Source organism: Amycolatopsis sp. NBC_00438 (genome assembly GCF_036026695.1).
GTDB lineage: Bacteria > Actinomycetota > Actinomycetes > Mycobacteriales > Pseudonocardiaceae > Amycolatopsis.
On record NZ_CP107923.1, the window covers coordinates 2511684 to 2530608 of the forward strand.

Consider the following 18925-nt stretch of genomic DNA (forward strand, 5'->3'; position numbering starts at 1 on the left):
ATGACGACGCTGTCCGGCCGGACGCGGTTCAGGTATTCGCTCGGCTCGTTCGTCACCGGGTCCTTCGGCACGGTCCCCGGCCTGATCCTGGTCAAGTACCTCACCGACACGATGGCCGTGCCCGCCGCGGCGGCGGGCGTCATCGTGTTCGTCCCGAAGGCCTGGGACGTGCTGTTCAACCCGATCGCCGGGCGGATGTCCGACGCGAACCTGCTGAAGACCGGCAGCCGCCGCCGGTTCCTGCTGATCGGCGGTATCGGCGTCTCGATCCTCTTCGCGCTGATGTTCGCCCACCCGGGCTTCGGTTCGCCGTTGCCGGACGCGCTGTACGTGGCGATCCTGTTCACCGCCTGCGCGACCGCGTACGCGGTGTTCCAGGTGCCGTTCAACGCGCTGCCGGCCGAGCTGACCGAGTCCGCCGACGAGCGGACGAAGCTCACCAGCGTGCGCATCGGCGTCCTGGCCGTGACGATCCTGATCTGCGGTGGCGGCGCCCCGGCGATCACCTCCGGCATCGGCGGGGTCGCCGGCTACCGCGTGATGGCCATCGTGATCGGGCTGATCGTGCTGGCCGCGACGCTGCTGGTGTACTTCGGGCTCAAGGACGCGCCGGTCGGGTCCCTGCGGCCGAACACGGTGAGCTTCAAGGACCTCTCGCGGACCATCGCGCGGTGGCGCCCGTTCCGCTGGCTGCTCGGCACGTACTTCATCCAGGCCCTCGGGATCGGCACGGTCCTGGCGGCCATCCCGTTCTTCGCCCAGCGCATCCTGGGCAGCGAGGGTTACGGCACGGTGATCTTCGTGATCTTCGTCGGCCCGGCGCTGCTGACGATGCCGCTGTGGCCGCGCCTCGGTGCCCGCGTCGGCAAGCTCAACGGCTTCCGCATCGCGACGGCGGCGTTCGCGATCGGCCTGCTGGGCCTGATCCTCGCCCAGTCGCTGCCGCTCGTGATCATCCTCGTGTTCGTCGCGCTCTGCGGCGTCGGCTACGCGGGGATCTCGGTGTTCCCGCTCGCCATCCTGCCGGACCTGATCACCGCCGAGGAGGAACGCACCGGCGAGACCCGCGCGGGGATCGCGGCCGGCGTGTGGACCGCGGGGGAGACGCTCGGCCTCGCACTGGGCGCCGGGCTGTGGAGCGCGATCCTCGCGTTCGGCGGGTACGTGTCGAGCACCGACGCGACGACCGACCAGCCGCACAGCGCGATCGTCGCGATCCTGCTCGGCTCGTCGATCATCCCGGGCGTGCTGATCGCGCTGGCCCTGCCGCTGCTGCGGCGCTCGGTACTGGAGCCGCGTCATGAACCCGCCTGAGGACGTCCTCGCGTCGCTGCGGGAGCTGCGCGCGGGTGACCTCCCGACGCACGGCGGCCGCACGCTGGCCTACGTCTACGACAGCGGTCTGTCCGAAGTGGACTCCCTGGGGGCCGCCGCGCACGCGCTGGCGTCGTCGGCCAACGGCCTCGACCCGACGGCGTTCCCCAGCCTGCTGCGGATGGAGAACGACCTCGTCGCGGCGGCGTCCCGGCTGCTCGGCGACGTCCCGGGGGTCGTCGGCTCGGTGACGTCCGGCGGCACGGAGTCGTGCCTGCTCTCGGTGCTGGCCGCGCGCGACGCGCACCCGGAGATCGCCGCGCCGTCGATCGTCCTGCCGACCACCGCGCACGCGGCGTTCCACAAGGCCGCGCACCTGTTCGGGCTGCGCCGGATCGACGTCCCGGTCGACCCGGTGACGTTCCGCGCGGACCCGGCCGCGATGGCCGCGGCGATCGACGACTCGACGGTCCTGGTGGTGGCGAGCGCGCCGTCGTACGCCCACGGCGTCCTCGACCCGATCCCCGAGATCGCGGCGGCAGCGGCTGCCCGCGGCGTCCGGATGCACGTCGACGCCTGCATCGGCGGCTGGGTGCTGCCGTACTTCGCCCGCCTCGGCGCCGACGTCGCGCCGTTCGACTTCCGCGTCCCCGGGGTCACGAGCATTTCGGTGGACCTGCACAAGTACGCGTACTGCCCGAAGGGGACGTCGGTGCTGCTGCACGCGTCGGCGGAGCTGCGCCGGACGCACTACTTCGCGAGCGCGGGCTGGCCGGGTTACACGATGCTGAACACGACGATCCAGAGCACCCGCTCCGGCGGCCCGCTGGCGGCGGCGTGGGCGGTGGTCCGCCACCTCGGCGAAGACGGCTACCTTCAGCTGGCCGCTTCGACGCGTGAAGCGGTGTCGCGAATCCGGGCCGGGGTTGCCGAAATCGCGGGCTTGCGGATCCTCGGCGATCCGGTGTCGACGCTGATCGCGTTCACCGGCGACGACGGCTTCGACCTGTTCACGGTGGCCGACGAGATGAAGACGCGCGGCTGGTACGTCCAGCCGCAGTTCGCTCATGAGGCGTCCCCGGCGAACCTGCACCTCACGGTCACGGCGGCCAACAACGGCAGCGAGAAGGAGTTCCTCACGGACCTGGCGGCGTCGGTGGACGCGGCCCGCGCGTCGGGCCCGGTGGTGATCGACCCGGCGGTGGCGGAGTTCGTCGCGGCCCTCGACCCGGCAACCCTGACGTCCGACCAGTTCGCGGGCCTCCTGGCCGCGGCCGGCCTAGGCGGCCCTTCCGGCCTCCCGGACCGGATGGCCCCGATCAACGCCCTCCTCGCCACCGCCCCCGCCCCGCTCCGCGAACGCCTCCTGCTGGAGTTCCTGGGCGCCCTCTACACGCCGTGAAAGCCGTGAAGGCCTCCTTCCCGGCCATAAGAGCCGGTAAGGAGGCCTTCACGGCTTTGGGCTACTGGTTGCGGGAGGCCAGGCCGGCGGGGGCCGATTTGACGGCCGCGACGATGGCGTCGGCCAGGGCCAGGGCGTCTTCTTCCGTCAGTTCCAGGGCGACGCGGGCGGACGCGCCCAGGTCCGGGTTGCGGAAGTCGATGTTGACCGTGTGCGCGTACGGCGCGTGGACCGGGTGGTCGACGTAGACCGTGCCCTCGTTCAGGCGGAACCAGCCGCGGGCGCCCTTGCCGCTGCCTTCGAGGGCGAACTTCTCGGTGAGGTAGGTGCACATGGCGGGTCCTCTCAGGCGCTGAGCGTGCGGGCGTAGAAGTCGAGGATGCGTTCCCAGCCGTCCTTCGCGGCTTCCGGCCGGTAGCTCGGGCGGTCGACGGCGAAGAACGCGTGGCCGGCGTCGGCGTACGTGTGGAACTCGTGCTCCTTGCCGAGCTTCTCCAGCTCGGCCGCCAGCACGGCGACCTCGTCCGGGCTCGGGAACTTGTCGTCGGCGCCGAAGATGCCCAGTAGCGGGCAGGACAGCTCCGAAGCCTTGCCCAGCAACGGCTTCATGAACTTCATGGCCTCCGGCGGGTCGTTGACGACGAACGCGCCGTAGCAGTCCACCGCCGCGTCGACGTCGATCGAGCAGCCGACGAGGAACGCCTGCCGCCCGCCGGAGCAGTGCCCGATGACCCCCACCCGACCGTTCGCGTTCTCCAGGGCCTTCAGGTAGTCGGCCGCGCCGGAGACGTCGCCGACGAGGCGGTCGTCCGGGACGCCGCCGGCCGCGCGGACCGTGGCGGCCGCGTCGTCGGGGTCCGCGCCCGGGGCCTCGCGGGCGTAGAGGTTGGGGCAGATCGCGTTGTAGCCCTCGGCGGCGAAGCGGCGCACCATCTCCTTCGTCGATGCGTCGTAGCCGGGCATGTGGTGGATCACCACGACCCCGCCGCGCGTCGCGGCGTCGGTGGGCCTGGCCGCGTAGGCCTCGATCTCGTCGCCGCCGTTCCCGGTGATGGTGACGGTTCCGGCGATGAGTTCGTCGGTCATCGGTTCTCCTTAACTGCATCTGCGGTCGGGTGGAAGTAACGGGCGCCGCGCGACGCCGAGGCGATCGCGGCGACGACGGCCATCACCGCCGCCGCGGTGAACACGATCACGAGGCCGTGGTGGAACGGCCCGGAGATCAGCTGCGGGAAGAAGTCCCCGCCGGTGAGCGTCGCCCGGTCGCCGGGCGCGAGTCCGGCCAGGACGTCCGGGCCGAGCAGGTGCCCCACCGGGTTGCTGCCGAGGAACGCCGCGAAGAGCGTGCTCACCGGCGGCAGCTGGGCGACGCCGTCGGCGACGTTCGCGGCGACGCCGTGGGCCTGCAGGCCGCTGGTGAGCGTCTGCGGCAGCGAGCCGGCGAGGCCGGCGATCATCAGCGAGAAGAACACGCCGATCGACAGCGACGTCCCGGAGTTCTGGAACGTCGCCCGCATGCCGGAGGCGACGCCGCGTTGTTCGGTCGGGACACTGCTCATGATCGCCGAGGTGTTCGGCGCCGAGAACATGCCCTGGCCGATGCCGCTGACCACGAGCAGCGCGGCGAACGCCGGGTACGGGAAGTTCACCGGCAGCGCCAGCAGGCCCAGGAACGCCGCCGCGACCAGCAGCAGGCCGCCGGTGGAGAACAGCCGGGCGCCGAACCGGTCGGACAGGTATCCGGACACCGGGCCGGCCAGGAGGAAGCCGACCGTCAGCGGCAGCATGTAGATGCCCGCCCACAACGGCGTCCGCTCGTAGTCGTAGCCGTGCAGCGGCAACCAGATGCCCTGCAGCCAGATGATGAGCATGAACTGCATGCCGCCGCGTGCCACCGACGTCAGCAACGCGGCGATGTTGCCCGCGGCGAACGCGCGGATCCGGAACAGCCCGAGGTGGAACATCGGCGCGGCGACCCGGGTCTCGATGAGGCCGAACGCCACGAGCAGCAGCACCCCGGCGCCGATGCCGCCCAGCACCAGCGGGTTGCCCCAGCCGGTCGCGGCGCCGCCGTAGGGCTGGATGCCGTACGTGATGGCGGCCAGCAGGAGCGCGGTCCCGGCGGCGAAGGTGATGTTGCCGCCCCAGTCGACCTTCGCGCGCTTCGGCGTGCCGACCTCGCGGAGGCTGCGGATCGACCAGATCGTGCCGAGCAGCCCGAACGGGACGCTCACCCAGAACACCGCGCGCCAGTCGATCTCGGCGAGCAGCCCGCCGACGACCAGGCCGAGGAACTGCCCGGCCAGCGCGGTGATCTGGTTGACACCCAGGGCCATGCCGCGTTGCTCGGTGGGGAAGGCGTCGGTGAGGATGGCCGCGGAGTTGGCCGTCAGCATCGAGCCGCCGACGGCTTGCACCACCCGCCAGCCGATCAGCCACAGCGCGCCGCCGCCGGCGTGGAACGGGTCGAACGACAACGCCACCGAGGCGACGCTGAAGACGACGAAGCCGAGGTTGTACATCTTGACCCGGCCGAACATGTCGCCGAGTCGCCCGAGCGTCACCACCAGCACGGCCTGCACGAGCAGGTAGCCGAGGATCATCCAGAGCAGGTAGCCGATGTTGCCCGGGGCGAGCGGGTCGAGGCCGATGCCGCGGAAGATCGCGGGCAGCGAGATGATCACGATCGAGCCGTCGAGCGCCGACATCAGCACGCCGAGCGTGGTGTTGGAGAGCGCGACCCACTTGTAGCGGTTCGGCGTTCCGGTGCCCGTCACAGGGCGTCCGCCAGCCGCTCGACCAGCGGGATCGCCGCGATCAGCTTGCGCTGCTCGGCCGGGGTGAACCGCTCGGCCAGCGCGGTGGCCATCCGCTCGGTGGTCACCGACCGCCGGTCGGTGAGCAGCTGGACGCCGGCGTCGGTCACCGACATGAGGACCTTGCGGCCGTCGCTGTCGTCCTTGCGGCGCACGACGAGCCCGCGCTCGACCAGCCCGGCGAGCGTCACGCCCATGGCCTGCGGCTTGACCCGTTCGAGGTCGGCGAGGCACCCCGGCGTGGCCGGGCCTTCCCGGTCGAGCCGCGAGAGCACCGAACGTTCGGGCAGGGTCAGTTCGCCGACGACGTACCCCTGGCGCAGCCGCCGGACCAGCCGGCCCAGGGCGACACGCAGGTCGGTGCTCGCCTGGAGCAGCTCCTCGTCCGTCACGTTCGTCAACCTAGACTGATAAACCTGGGTTGATCAACTCGGACCTATCGGGTGAGGTGGGAGCTTTCGCCCGGTCGGCGGGGTCACCCGGTGTTAGCGTCCGAAGTGGACATATGCAGCAGAGCGCATCACCGGAGGAACGCCCGATGACCATCCCGCACGTCGAGCACGCAGGCCACGACCACGTCCACGGCGAAGGCTGCGGCCACGCGGCGGTCCCGCACGGCGACCACGTGGACTACGCGCACGAGGGGCACCTGCACCGCGCGCACGACGGGCACTTCGACGAGTGCGAGATCGCCGGCCACGTCCCGCACGCGGGCCACGACCACACCCACGGCGAAGGCTGCGGCCACGTCGCGGTCCCGCACGGCGAGCACGTCGACTACCTCCACGACGGCCACCGCCACGCGCCGCACGAAGACCACTACGACGACCACTGACGCACCCGCCGCGCCCGTCCCGTCGTGAGTGTTCAGGGCGGTTAGAATCGCCCTAAACACTCACGACAAGCCGCGGCAGACCGGCTCAGTGGCCGTGGAGGGGTTCCCAGTCCGGGAACGGGTCCGGGCCGCTCGCGACGTCACCCAGGCACGCCCGCAGCGCGCCCAGCAGCGCCTCACCCGCCAGGTCGACGCCGATGAACACCAGTTCCTGCCGCGGCTCCTCCGCCGCGCCTTGCGGCTCGAACCGCGCCACCGTCCCGGCCTGGGACCAGAGCCCGGTCACCCCGGGCCGGGACGCCAGCGTGAAGAACCCCTTGGAGCGCAACACCGTCCCGAACTCGCCGGAGTCCAGCCGCCGGGCGACGAAGTCCCACAGCGCCGCCGGGTCGAAGGCCCGGGACGCGCGGAACACGACGCTCGAGATGCCGTACTCCTCGGTCTCCGGCACGTGGTCGCCATTCAGCTCGGCGACCCAGCCCGGCGCCTCCTGTGCGCGCAGGACGTCGTAGCGGCCCGTGCCGAACACCCGCTCCAGCGGCACCTTCCCGAAGCTGCCGGTCACGACGTCGGCCGCCGGGTTGAGCCGCCGGAGCACCGCGACCAGCAGGGCCGCGTCGTCCGGTGAGACGAGGTCGGTCTTGTTCAGCAGCAGCACATCCGCGAACTCGACCTGGTCCATCAGCAGGTCGCTCACCGTCCGCTCGTCCTCCTCGTACTGGTCCAGGCGGCGCTCCACGAGGGAGTCGCCGGCCGCCAGTTCCCGGGCGAAGTTCGCCGCGTCCACCACCGTCACCATGGTGTCCAGGCGGGCGAGGGCGTCCAGGAACGTGAACGTCGCGGCCACCGGCATCGGCTCGGAGATCCCGCTCGACTCGATGAGCACGTGGTCGAACCGGTCGTCCGCGCACAGCGCCGCCACCTCCTCCAGGAGGTCTTCCCGCAGCGTGCAGCAGATGCACCCGTTGGTCAGCTCGACGAGGCGCTCCTGGGAGCGCACGAGCGCGGCGTCGATGTTCACCTCGCTCATGTCGTTGACGATCACCGCGACCCGCAGGCCCTCGCGGTTGGCGAGGATGTGGTTGAGCAACGTCGTCTTGCCCGCTCCCAGGAAGCCCGAGAGCACGGTGACCGGGACGCTCACGAGTGGAAGTGGCGGATCAGCCGGCGGGGGACGAGCTGCGTCTCGCCGTCGACCTTGATCGGCACCAGATCCGGGACCGCGGCCTTCCACTGCGACCGCCGGGCACGGGTGTTGCTGCGCGACTTCCTGCGCTTGGGGACGGCCATCAGCGCGTCCCCCTCTTCCCGTAACGGCGGTGGAACTTCTCGACCTGCCCGGCGCTGTCCATGATCCGCTGGGTGCCGGTCCAGAACGGGTGCGACCACGAGCTGATGTCGACCTGCACCAGCGGGTACGTCCGCCCGTCGGTCCACTCGATCGTGCGGTCCGAGGTGAGGGTGGAGCGGGTCAGGAAGGCGTCGCCGGTGGACGAGTCCTTGAAGACCACGGGGTGGTAGTCGGGGTGGATGCCTGGTTTCACTGGTCTTCCTTTCGGTTCGCCGCGGTCGCGTCGTGCCGCGCCGGGTCGGTTTCGGTGTCTTCGCAGGGTTCTTCGTGCCAGTCGCCGAACGGATCGGGATAGCGCTCCCACGCCTCGGGGCCGGCTCTCAGTTCCTCGTCGGTCAGTAGAGCGCCGCGCAAGGCCGCGTCGATCTCGTCGGGCGTTGTCTGGTCCGTCACCACGACCAGCTCCTGCGCGCGGTCGCCGTGCACGGGGTGCCAGCGCAGGGACGCCAGGGTGCGGCGCTCGGGGGAGACGTCCGTCCACTCCGGACCGTCCGGCGAGGCGAGCCACGGCCCGGCGTGCCCGATGCCGAGCCCGCCGCCGGCCGACTCGATCCAGAACGCGACGTCCGGCTGGCTGGCCACCCAAGCGCGGCCGCGGGTGCGGACGACGCCGTCGAGCAGGACATCGAGCGCGTCGTGCAGCCGCTGCGGGTGGAACGGCCGCTCGGCGGTGAAGGTGACCAGCCCGATGCCGCAATCCGCGTGCAGCGGCGGCTGGCCGCGCAGCAGGGCGCCGTGCATGTCGGTGACCTCGCCGCGCCGCGCGCCGGCCGGCACGGCGTCGAGCACGCTGTGCCCGTCCACCCGGCTCAGCTCGACCCGCGGGATCGACGGCGCGACGCGGTCGAGGACGGCGGACGCCTTGGCCGCGCCCCACGCGTCGGTCGCCGCGCCGGCCAGCACGAGGACGTCGGCGAACTCGACCTGGGAGAGCGCCACCTGGGCGACGGTCCGGTCGTCCTCCGGGCTGGCCTGCAGGTTGCGCTCGGCCAGGGCGTCGTCGCCGGTCGCGTCGGCGAGCCACGTCACGCAGTCGACGACGGTGAGCACAGCCCGCAGGTCGACGTCGTCGTGCACCGGGTGGTCGCCGACCAGGACGTTGCGGATCGCCCAGCTCACCGGCTCGGGCTCCATGGCCTCGTCGAGCCGGACGACGATCCGCCGCACCTGCGGCATCCGGGCGAGGTGCCGCAGCAGCGGGAGCAGGTCCTCGCGCAGGGTGCAGGACACGCAGCCGTGCGCCAGTTCGAGGACGGTCAGCTGGTCGCGCTGCTCGAGGCGCAGGCGGCGGCGGACGACGCCGGAGTGGATGTCGCGCAGGTCGTGGTGGACGACGGCGGTCCCGGGCTCGGCGACGCGCAGCAGCTCGGCGAGCGTGGCGTTCGCGCCCGGGGCGAGGCCGCTGACGAGGACGAGCGGGACGCGGGGATCAGGGGTCACAAGAGCTCCAGGAATACGGGCCGGGTACGGTGCGTAGAGTAGATGAAAACGACAACCACTATCAACTCGGGAGGGTCCGTGTCCGCCGTGTGCCAGGTCACCGGCCGCAAGCCGGGGTACGGCAAGCAGGTCTCGCACTCGCACCGCCGCACGTCCCGGCGCTGGGAACCGAACCTGCAGAGCCGCCGCTACTTCGTGCCCGGCGAGCGCCGCTGGGTGCGGCTGCGCGTCTCCGTCAAGGGGATGAAGACGATCGACAAGCGCGGGATCGAGGCCGTCGTGGCCGAACTGAAGGCGAAAGGGATGAAGTTCTGATGGCGAAGAGCACCGACATCCGGCCGGTCATCAAGCTGCGGTCGACCGCGGGGACCGGCTACACGTACGTCACGAAGAAGAACCGCCGCAACAACCCGGACCGGATGGTCCTGCGCAAGTACGACCCGGTCGCGCGCAAGCACGTCGAGTTCAAGGAAGAGCGCTGATGGCGAAGAAGTCGAAGATCGCGAAGAACGAGCAGCGAAAGGTGATCGCGGCCCGGTACGTCGAACGCCGTCGGGCGCTGAAGGCCGTCATCGCCTCGCCGTCGTCGTCCGCCGAGGACAAGGGAGCGGCGGTCGTCGCGCTGCAGAGGCTGCCGCGCGACGCGAGCCCGACGCGGATCCGCAACCGGGACGCGGCGGACGGCCGCCCGCGCGGGTACCTGCGCAAGTTCGGGCTGTCACGGGTGAAGATGCGCCAGGCCGCGCACCGCGGCGAACTGCCCGGCGTCACGAAGTCGAGCTGGTGAGCCGGATGCCGAAGCCGACCCGGGACCGCCCCGGCAAGCGCAAGGTCAACCTGTTGCACGCCCACCGGATCACGCACGTCGACTGGAAGGACGTCGACCTGCTGCGGAAGTTCATCTCCGACCGCGGCAAGATCCGCGCCCGCCGGGTGACGGGTTTGACGCCGCAGCAACAGAAACAGGTCGCCACGGCGATCAAGAACGCGCGGGAGATGGCCCTGCTGCCCTACCCCGCTTCGGGACGCGCCAGCTGAAAACCAGGTGCGCGCGGCTGGGCGGGCGCGCGATCATGAGCCTGCGAAAGGGGGCGTCGCACCGGATGTCCTGACACCAGGAGGTCCGCACGTGCACGCCCAGCTCACGGTCACGCCCGCCCAGCTGCCCGAAGTCCTGCTCACCGCCGCCGTCGTGCGGCCGGTGTTCCTGTGGGGCGCGCCGGGCATCGGGAAGTCTTCCTTGGTAAGGGAATTCGCGGCGTCGCTCGGCCTCGACTGCGTCTCGCTGCTCGGCACCCAGCTCGCGCCCGAGGACCTGATCGGCGTCCCGCAGATCGTCGACGGCCGCAGCCGGTTCTGCCCGCCGGAGCAGATCGCCCGCGACGAGCCGTACTGCTTGTTCCTGGACGAGCTGAACGCCGCCGCGCCCGACGTCCAGAAGGCGTTCTACTCGCTCATCCTCGACCGCCGGATCGGCTCGTACGAGCTGCCGGCGGGCTCGGTCGTGATCGGCGCCGGCAACCGCGCCACCGACCAGGCCCTCGCGCGCCCGATGGCGTCCGCGCTGGTCAACCGGCTCGTCCACGTGCACCTGCGGGCCTCGCCCGCCGACTGGCTGACCTGGGCGATGAGCCACGACATCCACCCGTCGGTCGTCGAGTACCTGACCCAGCGCCCGGACCACCTGTGGAGCCCGCCGCCGAAGACCGAAGAGCCGTTCTCGACGCCGCGGTCCTGGCACATGCTGTCGGACCTGCTGCACTCGTACGGCGAAGCCGCCGACGACGAGACGATCGCGCTGCTGGCCTACGGCACGCTCACCCCGCAGCACGCCGGCTCGTTCCGCGCGTACCTCAAGGTGGCCCGGCACGCCTTCGACCTCGAAGCCATCGTGAAGGGCGACGCCCGCTGGCCCGGCGAGCCCGGCGACCGGGACCTGCTGTACTTCCTCGCCGAGACGTTCCGCGCGCGGCTGGTCAAGGACCTGCCCGCGGACAAGCGGCACGCGTCGGCCGCCGTGCGCCAGTTCGCGTTCCGCGCGAAGAGCCTGCTCGTCGAGCTGGCCGAGATCTCCCTCGAGATGGCCCAGCTGGTCATCGCCGACGACGAGGCGGGCCACCCGCGGCTGCCGTCGTGGTTCCTCGTCGAGGCCGCCCGCGACCTGCCCCGGCTCGTGGACGCGCGCGCGTGAGCGGCGCGCAGGCCGAGGCCAAGCGCCGCGAACGCCGGGCCAAGGCGATCGACGCCGGCTGGGCCCTGGCCCGCGAGCACACCGTGCTCGACCACCTGACGCGCGGTGCGAGCCTCGACAAGGAGAGCCTGACCGGCGTCGGCGGCTGGGCCGTCGTCAGCGACCACGGGATCATCACAGCCAACCGGGCCCGCGACGCCGAGCCCGCCGAGTGGGCGTGGGTCTTCGCGCACCTGCTGCTGCACCTCGGTCTCGGGCACCTCGACGAAGAGACGCTGACCGACGCCGAGGCCGTCTCGCCCGACCGGGAGATCGACGCGTCGTACGGCGCCGCGTGCTGTGTGGCCGTCCACCGGTTCGCCGAGGCGGTCCACGTCGGCGAACCCATCGTGCTGCTCCCGGAACTCCCGGGTGGCGACGAGTTCTCCTTGACCTGCGCGTGGCGCGAAACCGGCGTCCCCGGGCCGTTCACGGGGCTCGGCACCGGCGGCGCGCGGCCGTGCCTGCGGCTCGGACCACCGCCGAGCCGCTGGCACCTCCGATACAACGGGAAGCCCGAGCCGTGGACCGAGCGGTTCGCCCGCGGGCTGATCGCGTCGGCCACCGACGCGATGGAACGCGCCGCGGACGCGCGCGGGCAGACCCGCCACCGGCGGGCGCTGGGGGAGTGGGACCGCGCGCTGGGCTGGTTCGTCTCGTCGTTCCCGCTGCTCGGCGCGCTGGCCGCGGGCTTCACCCTGGTCGCCGACGCCGAGGTCGTCCGGGCCTGGGACATCGCCGTGGCCGCGGTCGACGCCGAGCACGGCGAGATCTACGTCAACCCGCACGCGGCCCTGACCGCGCCGGAATGGCGGTTCGTGCTGGCGCACGAGATGCTGCACGCCGCGCTGCGCCACGACCGCCGCGCGCTTGGCCGCGACCCGTACCTGTGGAACGTCGCCTGCGACTACGTGATCAACGGCTGGCTGGTCGCGATGGCCGTCGGCGAACTGCCCGAGGGCACGCTGCACGACCCGCAGCTGACCGGCCTGTCGGCGGAATCGGTGTACGACACGCTCACGACCGACCTCCGGCGCGCCCGCAAGCTGCAGACTCTCGGTGGCCGCGAGGCCGGGGACGTCCTGGGCGGCTGGCTGTCCGAGCCCGACGCCGCGCAGCGCCGGTCGTCGCGCCGCGGTGAGCCCCGGCCCATGCCGTGGACGGACCGCGCGCACGGTGTCGACCTCGACGAGTTCTACCGCCGCGGGCTCACCCAGGGGCTGGAATACCACCACAACCAGGGCCGCGGCCTGCTGCCGGCCGGGCTGGAGCAGGAGATCCGGGCCCTCGAGCACCCGCCGCTGCCGTGGGACGCCCAGCTGGCACGCTGGTTCGACGAGCACGTCCGCGTCGAGCTGCCGGTGCGCAGCTACGCCCGGGCGTCACGCCGCCAGACGTCGACGCCGGACATCCCGCGCCCGGGCAAGGTGCGGCCCGAGCAGCTGGACAAGCGCGCCACCTTCGGCGTCGTGCTGGACACGTCCGGCTCGATGAACGCCGAGCTGCTCGGCAAGGCGCTGGGCGCGATCGCCTCCTACGCGATGGCCCGCGACGTCCCGGCCGCGCGGGTGGTGTTCTGCGACGCCGTCGCCTACGACGCCGGGTACCTCGCCGTCGAGGACATCGCCGGCCGCGTCAAGGTGCGCGGCCGCGGTGGCACGATCCTGCAGCCCGGCGTCGACCTGCTCCAGCGCGCGCCGGACTTCCCACCGGACGGGCCGATCCTGATCATCACCGACGCGCGGTGCGACCACGTGCGGCCGCGGCGCGAGCACGCGTACCTGGTGCCCCGCGGCGCGCGGCTGCCGTTCCCCGCGCGAGGGCCGGTGTTCCGGGTTTCGTGAGAGTCTCACCCCATGAGTGACGAGGAGTTCACGCCGGAGATGCTGGCGCTGTGGGCCAAGATCTTCAGGTTCGCGCGCGAGGGCCGGACCGCGGAGCTGGCCGCGTACGTCGACCGGGGAATCCCGGCCAACCTCACCAACGACAGCGGCGACACCCTGGTCATGCTGGCCGCCTACCACGGCCACGCCGACACGGTGACCGCGCTGATCGAACGCGGCGCCGACCCGAACCGTCAGAACGACCGCGGCCAGAGCCCGCTGGCGGGCGCCGTCTTCAAGAACGAGCCGGACGTCGTGCGCGCCCTGCTCGACGGCGGCGCCGAGCCGGGCGCGGGGCAGCCGTCGGCGCTCGACACGGCGAAGATGTTCGGCAACACCGACCTGCTGGCCCTGCTCGAACGGTGACTCTTCGCACGCCTGGCTGGTGCGGCGCCGGTGCCTTAATAAACTCCCGCCCATGGACGACCCGCACTACCTCTCCGGCCTCCAGCTGACCGGCCGCCGCGTCGTGATGTTCGGCGGCGGTTCCGTGGCCCAGCGCCGGCTGCCCCGGCTCATCCGCGCCGGCGCGCGCGTGGAACTGGTGTCCCCGCACACGACGCCGTCGGTGCAGGGCATGGTGGACGCGGGTGAGCTCGTCTGGCACGAACGCCGTTACGAAGAGGGCGACCTCCGCGACGCGTGGTACGCGCTGGCCTGCACCGACGACGCCGAGGTCAACGCGGCGATCTGCGCCGAGGCCGAGCGCGAGCGCGTGTTCTGCGTCCGCGCCGACGAGGGTGAGTCCGGCAGCGCCGTGACCCCGGCGTCCGGCCGTCACGGCGGGCTGCTGTTCGGCGTGCTCTCGGGCGGTGAGCCCCTGCGGTCCGCGGCGGTCCGGGACTCGATCCTGGACGGCCTGCACGCGGGCACGGTCGAAGACGGCCGCCGTCCGCACCCGGACGGCACGCTCCCCGGTGTCGCGCTGGTCGGCGGCGGCCCCGGCGACCCGGAACTGATCACCGTCCGCGGCCGCCGGCTGCTCTCGCGCGCGGACGTCGTGGTCGTCGACCGCCTGGCGCCCCGCGAGCTGCTCGACGAACTCGCGCCCGAGGTGGAGATCGTCGACGCGGCGAAGATCCCGTACGGCCGCGCGGCCAGCCAGGACGTCATCAACAGCACGCTCATCGAGCGGGCCAAGGAGGGCAAGTTCGTCGTCCGCCTCAAGGGCGGCGACCCGTACCTGTTCGGCCGCGGCTTCGAGGAGGTGCTGGCCTGCGCCGAGGCCGGCGTCCCGGTGACGATGGTCCCGGGCATCACGAGCGCGTTCGCGGTCCCTGCGGTGGCGGACGTCCCGGTGACCCACCGCGGCGTCGCGCACGAGGTCGTGGTGGTCTCGGGCCACGTCGCCCCGGGGGACGACCGGTCGCTGGTCGACTGGGACCTGCTGGCGCGGATGCGCGGCACGATCGTGCTGATGATGGGCGTCGAGCGGCTCCCGCAGTTCGCCAAGGCCCTGCTGGACGGCGGCCGCCCGGCCGACACCCCGGTGGCGATCGTCGAAGACGGCACGATGCGCACCCAGCGCGCCCTGCGGTCCACTTTGGACACGGTGGTCACCGACGCGGCGGCTTCGGGAGTCCGGCCGCCCGCGGTGATCGTGATCGGCCCGGTCGCGGGTCTGGCCCAGCCTCAGTCCTCGTAGCAGGTCGCGGCGAAGTCGCGGATCGCGTCCGACAGCCGGGTCGGGTCGAACCTCAGCTCGACCGGGCTGCGGGCCTGGACGAACTCCGCGTCCGGCATGTCGACGGCGAGGGTGTCCGCGTCGCCGAACGGGTGGATCGGGTCACCCTGGTGGCCGATCACCAGCGCGCGGGTCGTGATCTTGCGGCGGACCGACTTCGGCGGCGCGATCCGGCTGAACAGGACTCCGTGCAGCAGGGCCGCCATCGGGGCCGGGCGCTGGGAGAGCGTGTCGGTGACGACGTCGACCCACTGGTTGCCGTGCGGGACCAGGGACGCCGCGAGCGCCACCGCCTGCACCGTCACCGGCAGGAACCGGGCGGCCATCAGCAGCGGGGCGAACGTGACCAGTCCCGCGACGATCGCGTTGTCCAGCACCGGCATCTCGACGATCAGCCCGAGGCACCGCTCGGGCGCCGACACCGCGACCTCCAGGGAGACGTTCGCCCCCAGCGAGGTCCCGCCGATCACGGCGGAGGAGACCTCCAGGTGGTCCAGCAGGGCCAGGGTCTGCTCGGCGAACGACGGCATCGAGTACAGCCACGACTCGGTCGGCCGGTCCGAGTCGCCGTGGCCGAGCAGGTCGAGGGTGACCACCCGGAACCCGGCGCGGGCCAGCCGCCGGGCCAGGGGCGCGTGCATCCGGCGGGTCAGCATGATGCCGTGGGTCAGGACGACGACCTTGTCGCCGCTGCCGAACTCGGTGTACCAGAGGCGGTGCCCCTCGTGGTCGAACGAGCCGGTCAGCTCGATCGGCCGCGACGCTCGCCGCGCGGGCGGGGCCGGGGGCTCCGGCTCGATCAGGGTCGCGCTGCTGGCCGGGCTCATGTCCCACCGTCCTCCCCGTGTCGTGGTCACCTTCCTCCAGGAAAGCATCCCCTGACCACGTTGGCACAGTGGCGGACCGCACGAGATCACAGTTCAATTGACACCGTGCCAATGGCGGGTGGTCGCGGGCATGGGTGAAGATGACCTCATGACCGCTACCGCTGACAATCTGCCCGGCCTCGTCTCCCTCAAGGTCGACATCGAAGGCCACGTCGCCGAAGTGACGCTCCTCGGCCCTTCGAAGGGCAACGCGATGGGCCCGGACTTCTGGCGCGAGCTGCCGCTGGTGATGGGGGCCCTCGACGCGGACCCACAGGTCAGGGCCGTGGTGCTGACCGGCAGCGGGGCGCACTTCTCCTACGGCCTCGACCTGCCGGCGATGATGGGCGGCTGGGCGCCGCTGCTGGCGGGCGACGCGCTCGCCGGCCCGCGCAGCGAGTTCCACACCGAGGTCCGGCGGCTGCAGGCCGCCGTCAGCTCCATCGCCGAATGCCGCAAACCGGTCATCGCGGCCGTCTCCGGCTGGTGCATCGGCGGCGGCGTCGACGTCGTCACCGCGGCGGACATCCGGCTGGCCAGCGCGGACGCCAAGTTCAGCGTCCGCGAGGTGCGCGTCGCCATCGTCGCCGACATCGGCAGCCTCCAGCGGCTCGCCCCGATCATCGGCGAGGGCCACGTCCGCGAGCTCGCGCTGACCGGCAAGGACATCGACGCCGCCCGCGCCGAGAAGATCGGCCTCGTCAACGACGTCTACCCGGACCAGGACGCGCTGCTGAAGGGCGCGCGGGAACTGGCCGGCGAGATCGCTGCGAACCCGCCGCTGGTGGTGCAGGGTACGAAGCAGGTACTGGCGGCGAACACCGAGCGCCAGGTCGCCGACGGCCTCCGGTACGTCGCGGCGTGGAACTCGGCGTTCCTGCCCAGCAAGGACCTCGGCGAGGCGGTGCAGGCCTTCATGGAGCGCCGGAAGCCGGAGTTCACGGGCGAATAGACCAAGGAGGCAGCAGGGTGAGCAACGGCGCTTCGGAAGTCCACCACGCGTTCCGCGTGGCACGGGACTACCTGCAGCAGCACCGCGAGGACTACGACACGGCGTACCGCGACTTCACCTGGCCGGAGTTCGACCACTTCAACTGGGCGATCGACTGGTTCGACGTCATCGCCCACGATCCGGACAACGCCGAGCGGTTCGCGTTGTGGATCGTCGAGGAGGACGGCACCGAGAACCGCTGGACCTACCCGGAGATGTCGGGCCGGTCCAACCAGGTCGCGAACTGGCTGCGCGGCCTCGGCGTGCGCCGCGGCGACCGGCTGATCCTGATGCTGGGCAACCAGGGCGAGCTGTGGGAGACGATCCTCGCCGCGATCAAGCTCGGCGCGGTGATCATCCCGGCGTCCACCCTGCTCGGCCCGGCCGACCTGACCGACCGAGTCGAGCGCGGCGCGGCCAAGCACGTCGTCATCCGCTCGGCCGACACGGAGAAGTTCGCGGACGTCGCCGGCGACTACACCCGGATCGCGGTGGGGGAGCCGGTCGAGGGCTGGCACCCGTACACGACCGCGTTCGCCGAGTCGCCCGAGTTCGCCCCGGACGGCCCCACCAAGGCCGCCGACCCGCTGCTGCTGTACTTCACCTCGGGCACCACGGCGAAGCCGAAACTGGTGCAGCACACCCAGGTCTCGTACCCGGTGGGGCATCTGTCCACGATGTACTGGATCGGCCTGGAGCCGGGCGACGTCCACCTGAACATCTCTTCGCCGGGCTGGGCGAAACACGCGTGGAGCAACGTCTTCGCGCCGTGGAACGCCGAGGCGACCGTGTTCCTCTACAACTACAACCGGTTCGACGCGAACGCGCTGATGGCGCAGATGGACCGCTGCGGCATCACGAGCTTCTGCGCGCCGCCGACGGTCTGGCGGATGCTCATCCAGGCCGATCTGACGGCGCTGAAGACACCGCCGCAGAAGGTCGTCGGCGCGGGGGAGCCGCTGAACCCCGAGGTGATCGACCAGGTCGAGAAGGCCTGGGGCGTCACCATCCGGGACGGCTTCGGCCAGACCGAGAGCAGCGTCCAGATCGCCAACACGCCGGGCCAGGACGTCGTCCCGGGCTCGATGGGCCGGCCGCTGCCCGGGTTCGTCGTGGCGCTGGTCGACCCGGTCAGCGGCGAACGGGCGCCGGAAGGCGAGATCTGCCTCGACCTCGACCACCGCCCGGTGGGCCTGATGACGGGCTACGCCGGCGACGACGAGCGCACCTCGACGGCCTTCGCGAACGGCTTCTACCACACCGGCGACGTCGGTTCGATCGACGAACGCGGGTACATCACCTACGTCGGGCGCACCGACGACGTCTTCAAGGCGTCGGACTACCGGATCTCGCCGTTCGAGCTGGAGAGCGTGCTCATCGAGCACGAGGCGGTCGCCGAAGCGGCGGTCGTCCCGGCCCCCGACCCGATCCGGCTCGCGGTGCCGAAGGCGTACGTCGTGCTGGCCGCCGGCCACGAGCCGACGGCGGACACGGCGAAGGCGATCCTCGCGTACTGCCGTGAGCACCTCGCGCCGTACAAGCGGATCCGGCGGCTCGAGTTCGCCGACCTGCCGAAGACGATCTCGGGCAAGATCCGCCGCGTCGAGCTGCGCGGCCGCGAGAGCGACCCGGCGCGCGGCGCGGGCACGGAGTTCCGCGAAGAGGACTTCCCGGACCTCAAGGGCTGAGCCCGGCGGGCGTCAGCCGCGCGTGCCCTCGATCTGGCGGCCGTCTTCGGTCGAGCAGACCGTCACCGGGTCGTTCGCGCCGCTGCCGCACGTCCACTCGTCCAGCACGACGGGGCCCGGGCCGTCGGCCGAGGCCGCCTCGGCCGGGGACAGCTTCGCGAAGTAGTCCTTCAGCAACGTCGTCGCCGCGGTGCAGTCGACCTTGCCGTGCGCCACGACCGCCGTCTTGGCGCCACCCGATCCGGTGACGTCGCCGCACGGCACGCCCGGCGCCGTGGACGCCGCCGCGGCCGCCTCGGCCGGGACCGCGCTCGAGGCGGACGGCGCCGCGGGCGCCGGGTCGGCGCCGCCGCACCCGGCCAGGACGGCGGTCGCGGCGACGAGCAGCAAGGGGTACGCGAGTGTCTTCATGGGCCCTTCAGAAG

General features: G+C 72.0%; 23 protein-coding genes. 13 read left to right on the plus strand and 10 right to left on the minus strand.

Annotation, left to right across the window (positions count from 1 at the left end):
- Window positions 1-1314, plus strand: a complete 1314-nt coding sequence (locus tag OG494_RS11685) for an MFS transporter (RefSeq protein WP_328454801.1) — start codon at window positions 1-3, stop codon at window positions 1312-1314.
- The gene (locus OG494_RS11690) at window positions 1301-2716 is read left to right on the plus strand and encodes a pyridoxal phosphate-dependent decarboxylase family protein (protein ID WP_328454803.1); all 1416 of its coding nucleotides are present in this window, start codon (window positions 1301-1303) and stop codon (window positions 2714-2716) included. The genes OG494_RS11685 and OG494_RS11690 overlap by 14 nt, the downstream gene beginning before the upstream one ends.
- 61 nt (window positions 2717-2777) lie before the next feature.
- Here the strand turns inward: OG494_RS11690 and OG494_RS11695 are convergent, their stop codons facing one another.
- The 4 genes from OG494_RS11695 to OG494_RS11710 are packed head-to-tail and all read right to left on the minus strand — an operon-like array spanning window position 2778 to window position 5924.
- Window positions 2778-3050 carry a DUF6295 family protein gene (locus tag OG494_RS11695; protein WP_326949793.1) on the minus strand — a complete coding sequence of 91 codons (273 nt, stop codon included), beginning with the start codon at window positions 3048-3050 and terminating at the stop codon, window positions 2778-2780.
- 11 nt (window positions 3051-3061) lie between these two features.
- Window positions 3062-3802: a dienelactone hydrolase family protein gene (locus tag OG494_RS11700; protein ID WP_328454813.1), complete on the minus strand. Its 741-nt coding sequence runs from the start codon at window positions 3800-3802 to the stop codon at window positions 3062-3064.
- Window positions 3799-5493, minus strand: a complete 1695-nt coding sequence (locus OG494_RS11705) for an MFS transporter (protein WP_328454815.1) — start codon at window positions 5491-5493, stop codon at window positions 3799-3801. Before OG494_RS11705 ends, OG494_RS11700 begins: the two co-directional genes overlap by 4 nt.
- Complete coding sequence (locus tag OG494_RS11710) at window positions 5490-5924, minus strand: MarR family winged helix-turn-helix transcriptional regulator (protein WP_328454817.1); 435 nt, start codon at window positions 5922-5924, stop codon at window positions 5490-5492. Before OG494_RS11710 ends, OG494_RS11705 begins: the two co-directional genes overlap by 4 nt.
- A gap of 146 nt (window positions 5925-6070) precedes the next feature.
- Between OG494_RS11710 and OG494_RS11715 the strand changes: the two genes are divergently transcribed.
- A complete protein-coding gene (locus OG494_RS11715; protein WP_328454818.1) occupies window positions 6071-6367 on the plus strand; it encodes a hypothetical protein in 297 nt (98 codons plus the stop codon).
- An 85-nt stretch (window positions 6368-6452) separates the two neighbouring features.
- Here the strand turns inward: OG494_RS11715 and OG494_RS11720 are convergent, their stop codons facing one another.
- Genes OG494_RS11720 through mrf form a run of 4 tightly spaced genes read right to left on the minus strand, consistent with a single transcriptional unit; the run spans window position 6453 to window position 9158 of the window.
- Entirely contained in the window at window positions 6453-7511 is a 1059-nt protein-coding gene (locus tag OG494_RS11720; protein ID WP_328454820.1) for a GTP-binding protein, read from the minus strand.
- Entirely contained in the window at window positions 7508-7657 is a 150-nt protein-coding gene (gene rpmF, locus OG494_RS11725) for a 50S ribosomal protein L32 (protein ID WP_328454822.1), read from the minus strand. The genes OG494_RS11720 and rpmF overlap by 4 nt, the downstream gene beginning before the upstream one ends.
- Window positions 7657-7911: a type B 50S ribosomal protein L31 gene (locus tag OG494_RS11730; protein ID WP_328454824.1), complete on the minus strand. Its 255-nt coding sequence runs from the start codon at window positions 7909-7911 to the stop codon at window positions 7657-7659. The genes rpmF and OG494_RS11730 overlap by 1 nt, the downstream gene beginning before the upstream one ends.
- On the minus strand, window positions 7908-9158 hold the full coding sequence (gene mrf / locus OG494_RS11735) for a ribosome hibernation factor-recruiting GTPase MRF (RefSeq protein ID WP_328454826.1): 1251 nt from the start codon (window positions 9156-9158) through the stop codon (window positions 7908-7910). Before mrf ends, OG494_RS11730 begins: the two co-directional genes overlap by 4 nt.
- Window positions 9159-9236: 78 nt before the next feature.
- Here mrf and rpmB point away from each other — a divergent pair, with 78 nt between their 5' ends.
- The 8 genes from rpmB (at window position 9237) to cobA (ending at window position 14916) form a co-directional block, all read left to right on the plus strand.
- Window positions 9237-9473, plus strand: a complete 237-nt coding sequence (gene rpmB, locus OG494_RS11740) for a 50S ribosomal protein L28 (RefSeq protein WP_328454828.1) — start codon at window positions 9237-9239, stop codon at window positions 9471-9473.
- Window positions 9473-9640 carry a 50S ribosomal protein L33 gene (rpmG, locus tag OG494_RS11745; RefSeq protein ID WP_009078884.1) on the plus strand — a complete coding sequence of 56 codons (168 nt, stop codon included), beginning with the start codon at window positions 9473-9475 and terminating at the stop codon, window positions 9638-9640. The genes rpmB and rpmG overlap by 1 nt, the downstream gene beginning before the upstream one ends.
- A complete protein-coding gene (rpsN, locus tag OG494_RS11750) occupies window positions 9640-9945 on the plus strand; it encodes a 30S ribosomal protein S14 (RefSeq protein ID WP_328454837.1) in 306 nt (101 codons plus the stop codon). Before rpmG ends, rpsN begins: the two co-directional genes overlap by 1 nt.
- A complete protein-coding gene (rpsR, locus tag OG494_RS11755) occupies window positions 9942-10196 on the plus strand; it encodes a 30S ribosomal protein S18 (RefSeq protein WP_328454839.1) in 255 nt (84 codons plus the stop codon). Before rpsN ends, rpsR begins: the two co-directional genes overlap by 4 nt.
- A gap of 91 nt (window positions 10197-10287) precedes the next feature.
- Entirely contained in the window at window positions 10288-11349 is a 1062-nt protein-coding gene (locus tag OG494_RS11760) for an ATP-binding protein (RefSeq protein WP_328454841.1), read from the plus strand.
- Window positions 11346-13232: a vWA domain-containing protein gene (locus OG494_RS11765; RefSeq protein WP_328454843.1), complete on the plus strand. Its 1887-nt coding sequence runs from the start codon at window positions 11346-11348 to the stop codon at window positions 13230-13232. Before OG494_RS11760 ends, OG494_RS11765 begins: the two co-directional genes overlap by 4 nt.
- A gap of 12 nt (window positions 13233-13244) precedes the next feature.
- Window positions 13245-13637, plus strand: coding sequence for an ankyrin repeat domain-containing protein (locus tag OG494_RS11770; RefSeq protein WP_328454845.1), 393 nt, complete (start codon window positions 13245-13247; stop codon window positions 13635-13637).
- Between the two features lie 52 nt (window positions 13638-13689).
- Entirely contained in the window at window positions 13690-14916 is a 1227-nt protein-coding gene (gene cobA / locus OG494_RS11775) for a uroporphyrinogen-III C-methyltransferase (RefSeq protein ID WP_328454847.1), read from the plus strand.
- Here cobA and OG494_RS11780 read toward each other — a convergent pair.
- Complete coding sequence (locus OG494_RS11780; protein WP_328454849.1) at window positions 14904-15782, minus strand: alpha/beta fold hydrolase; 879 nt, start codon at window positions 15780-15782, stop codon at window positions 14904-14906. The two genes, cobA and OG494_RS11780, sit on opposite strands and share 13 nt — an antisense overlap.
- Window positions 15783-15930: 148 nt before the next feature.
- On the opposite strand from OG494_RS11780, the gene OG494_RS11785 reads away from it, so the two are divergent.
- Together OG494_RS11785 and OG494_RS11790 are read left to right on the plus strand one after the other, a co-directional pair.
- Window positions 15931-16773 (plus strand): crotonase/enoyl-CoA hydratase family protein, encoded by an 843-nt coding sequence (locus OG494_RS11785; RefSeq protein ID WP_328454851.1) that lies wholly within the window; start codon window positions 15931-15933, stop codon window positions 16771-16773.
- Window positions 16774-16790: 17 nt separating this feature from the next.
- A complete protein-coding gene (locus tag OG494_RS11790) occupies window positions 16791-18500 on the plus strand; it encodes an AMP-binding protein (RefSeq protein WP_328454853.1) in 1710 nt (569 codons plus the stop codon).
- A gap of 12 nt (window positions 18501-18512) precedes the next feature.
- Here the strand turns inward: OG494_RS11790 and OG494_RS11795 are convergent, their stop codons facing one another.
- Complete coding sequence (locus OG494_RS11795) at window positions 18513-18911, minus strand: hypothetical protein (protein ID WP_328454855.1); 399 nt, start codon at window positions 18909-18911, stop codon at window positions 18513-18515.
- Window positions 18912-18925 lie beyond the last annotated feature (14 nt).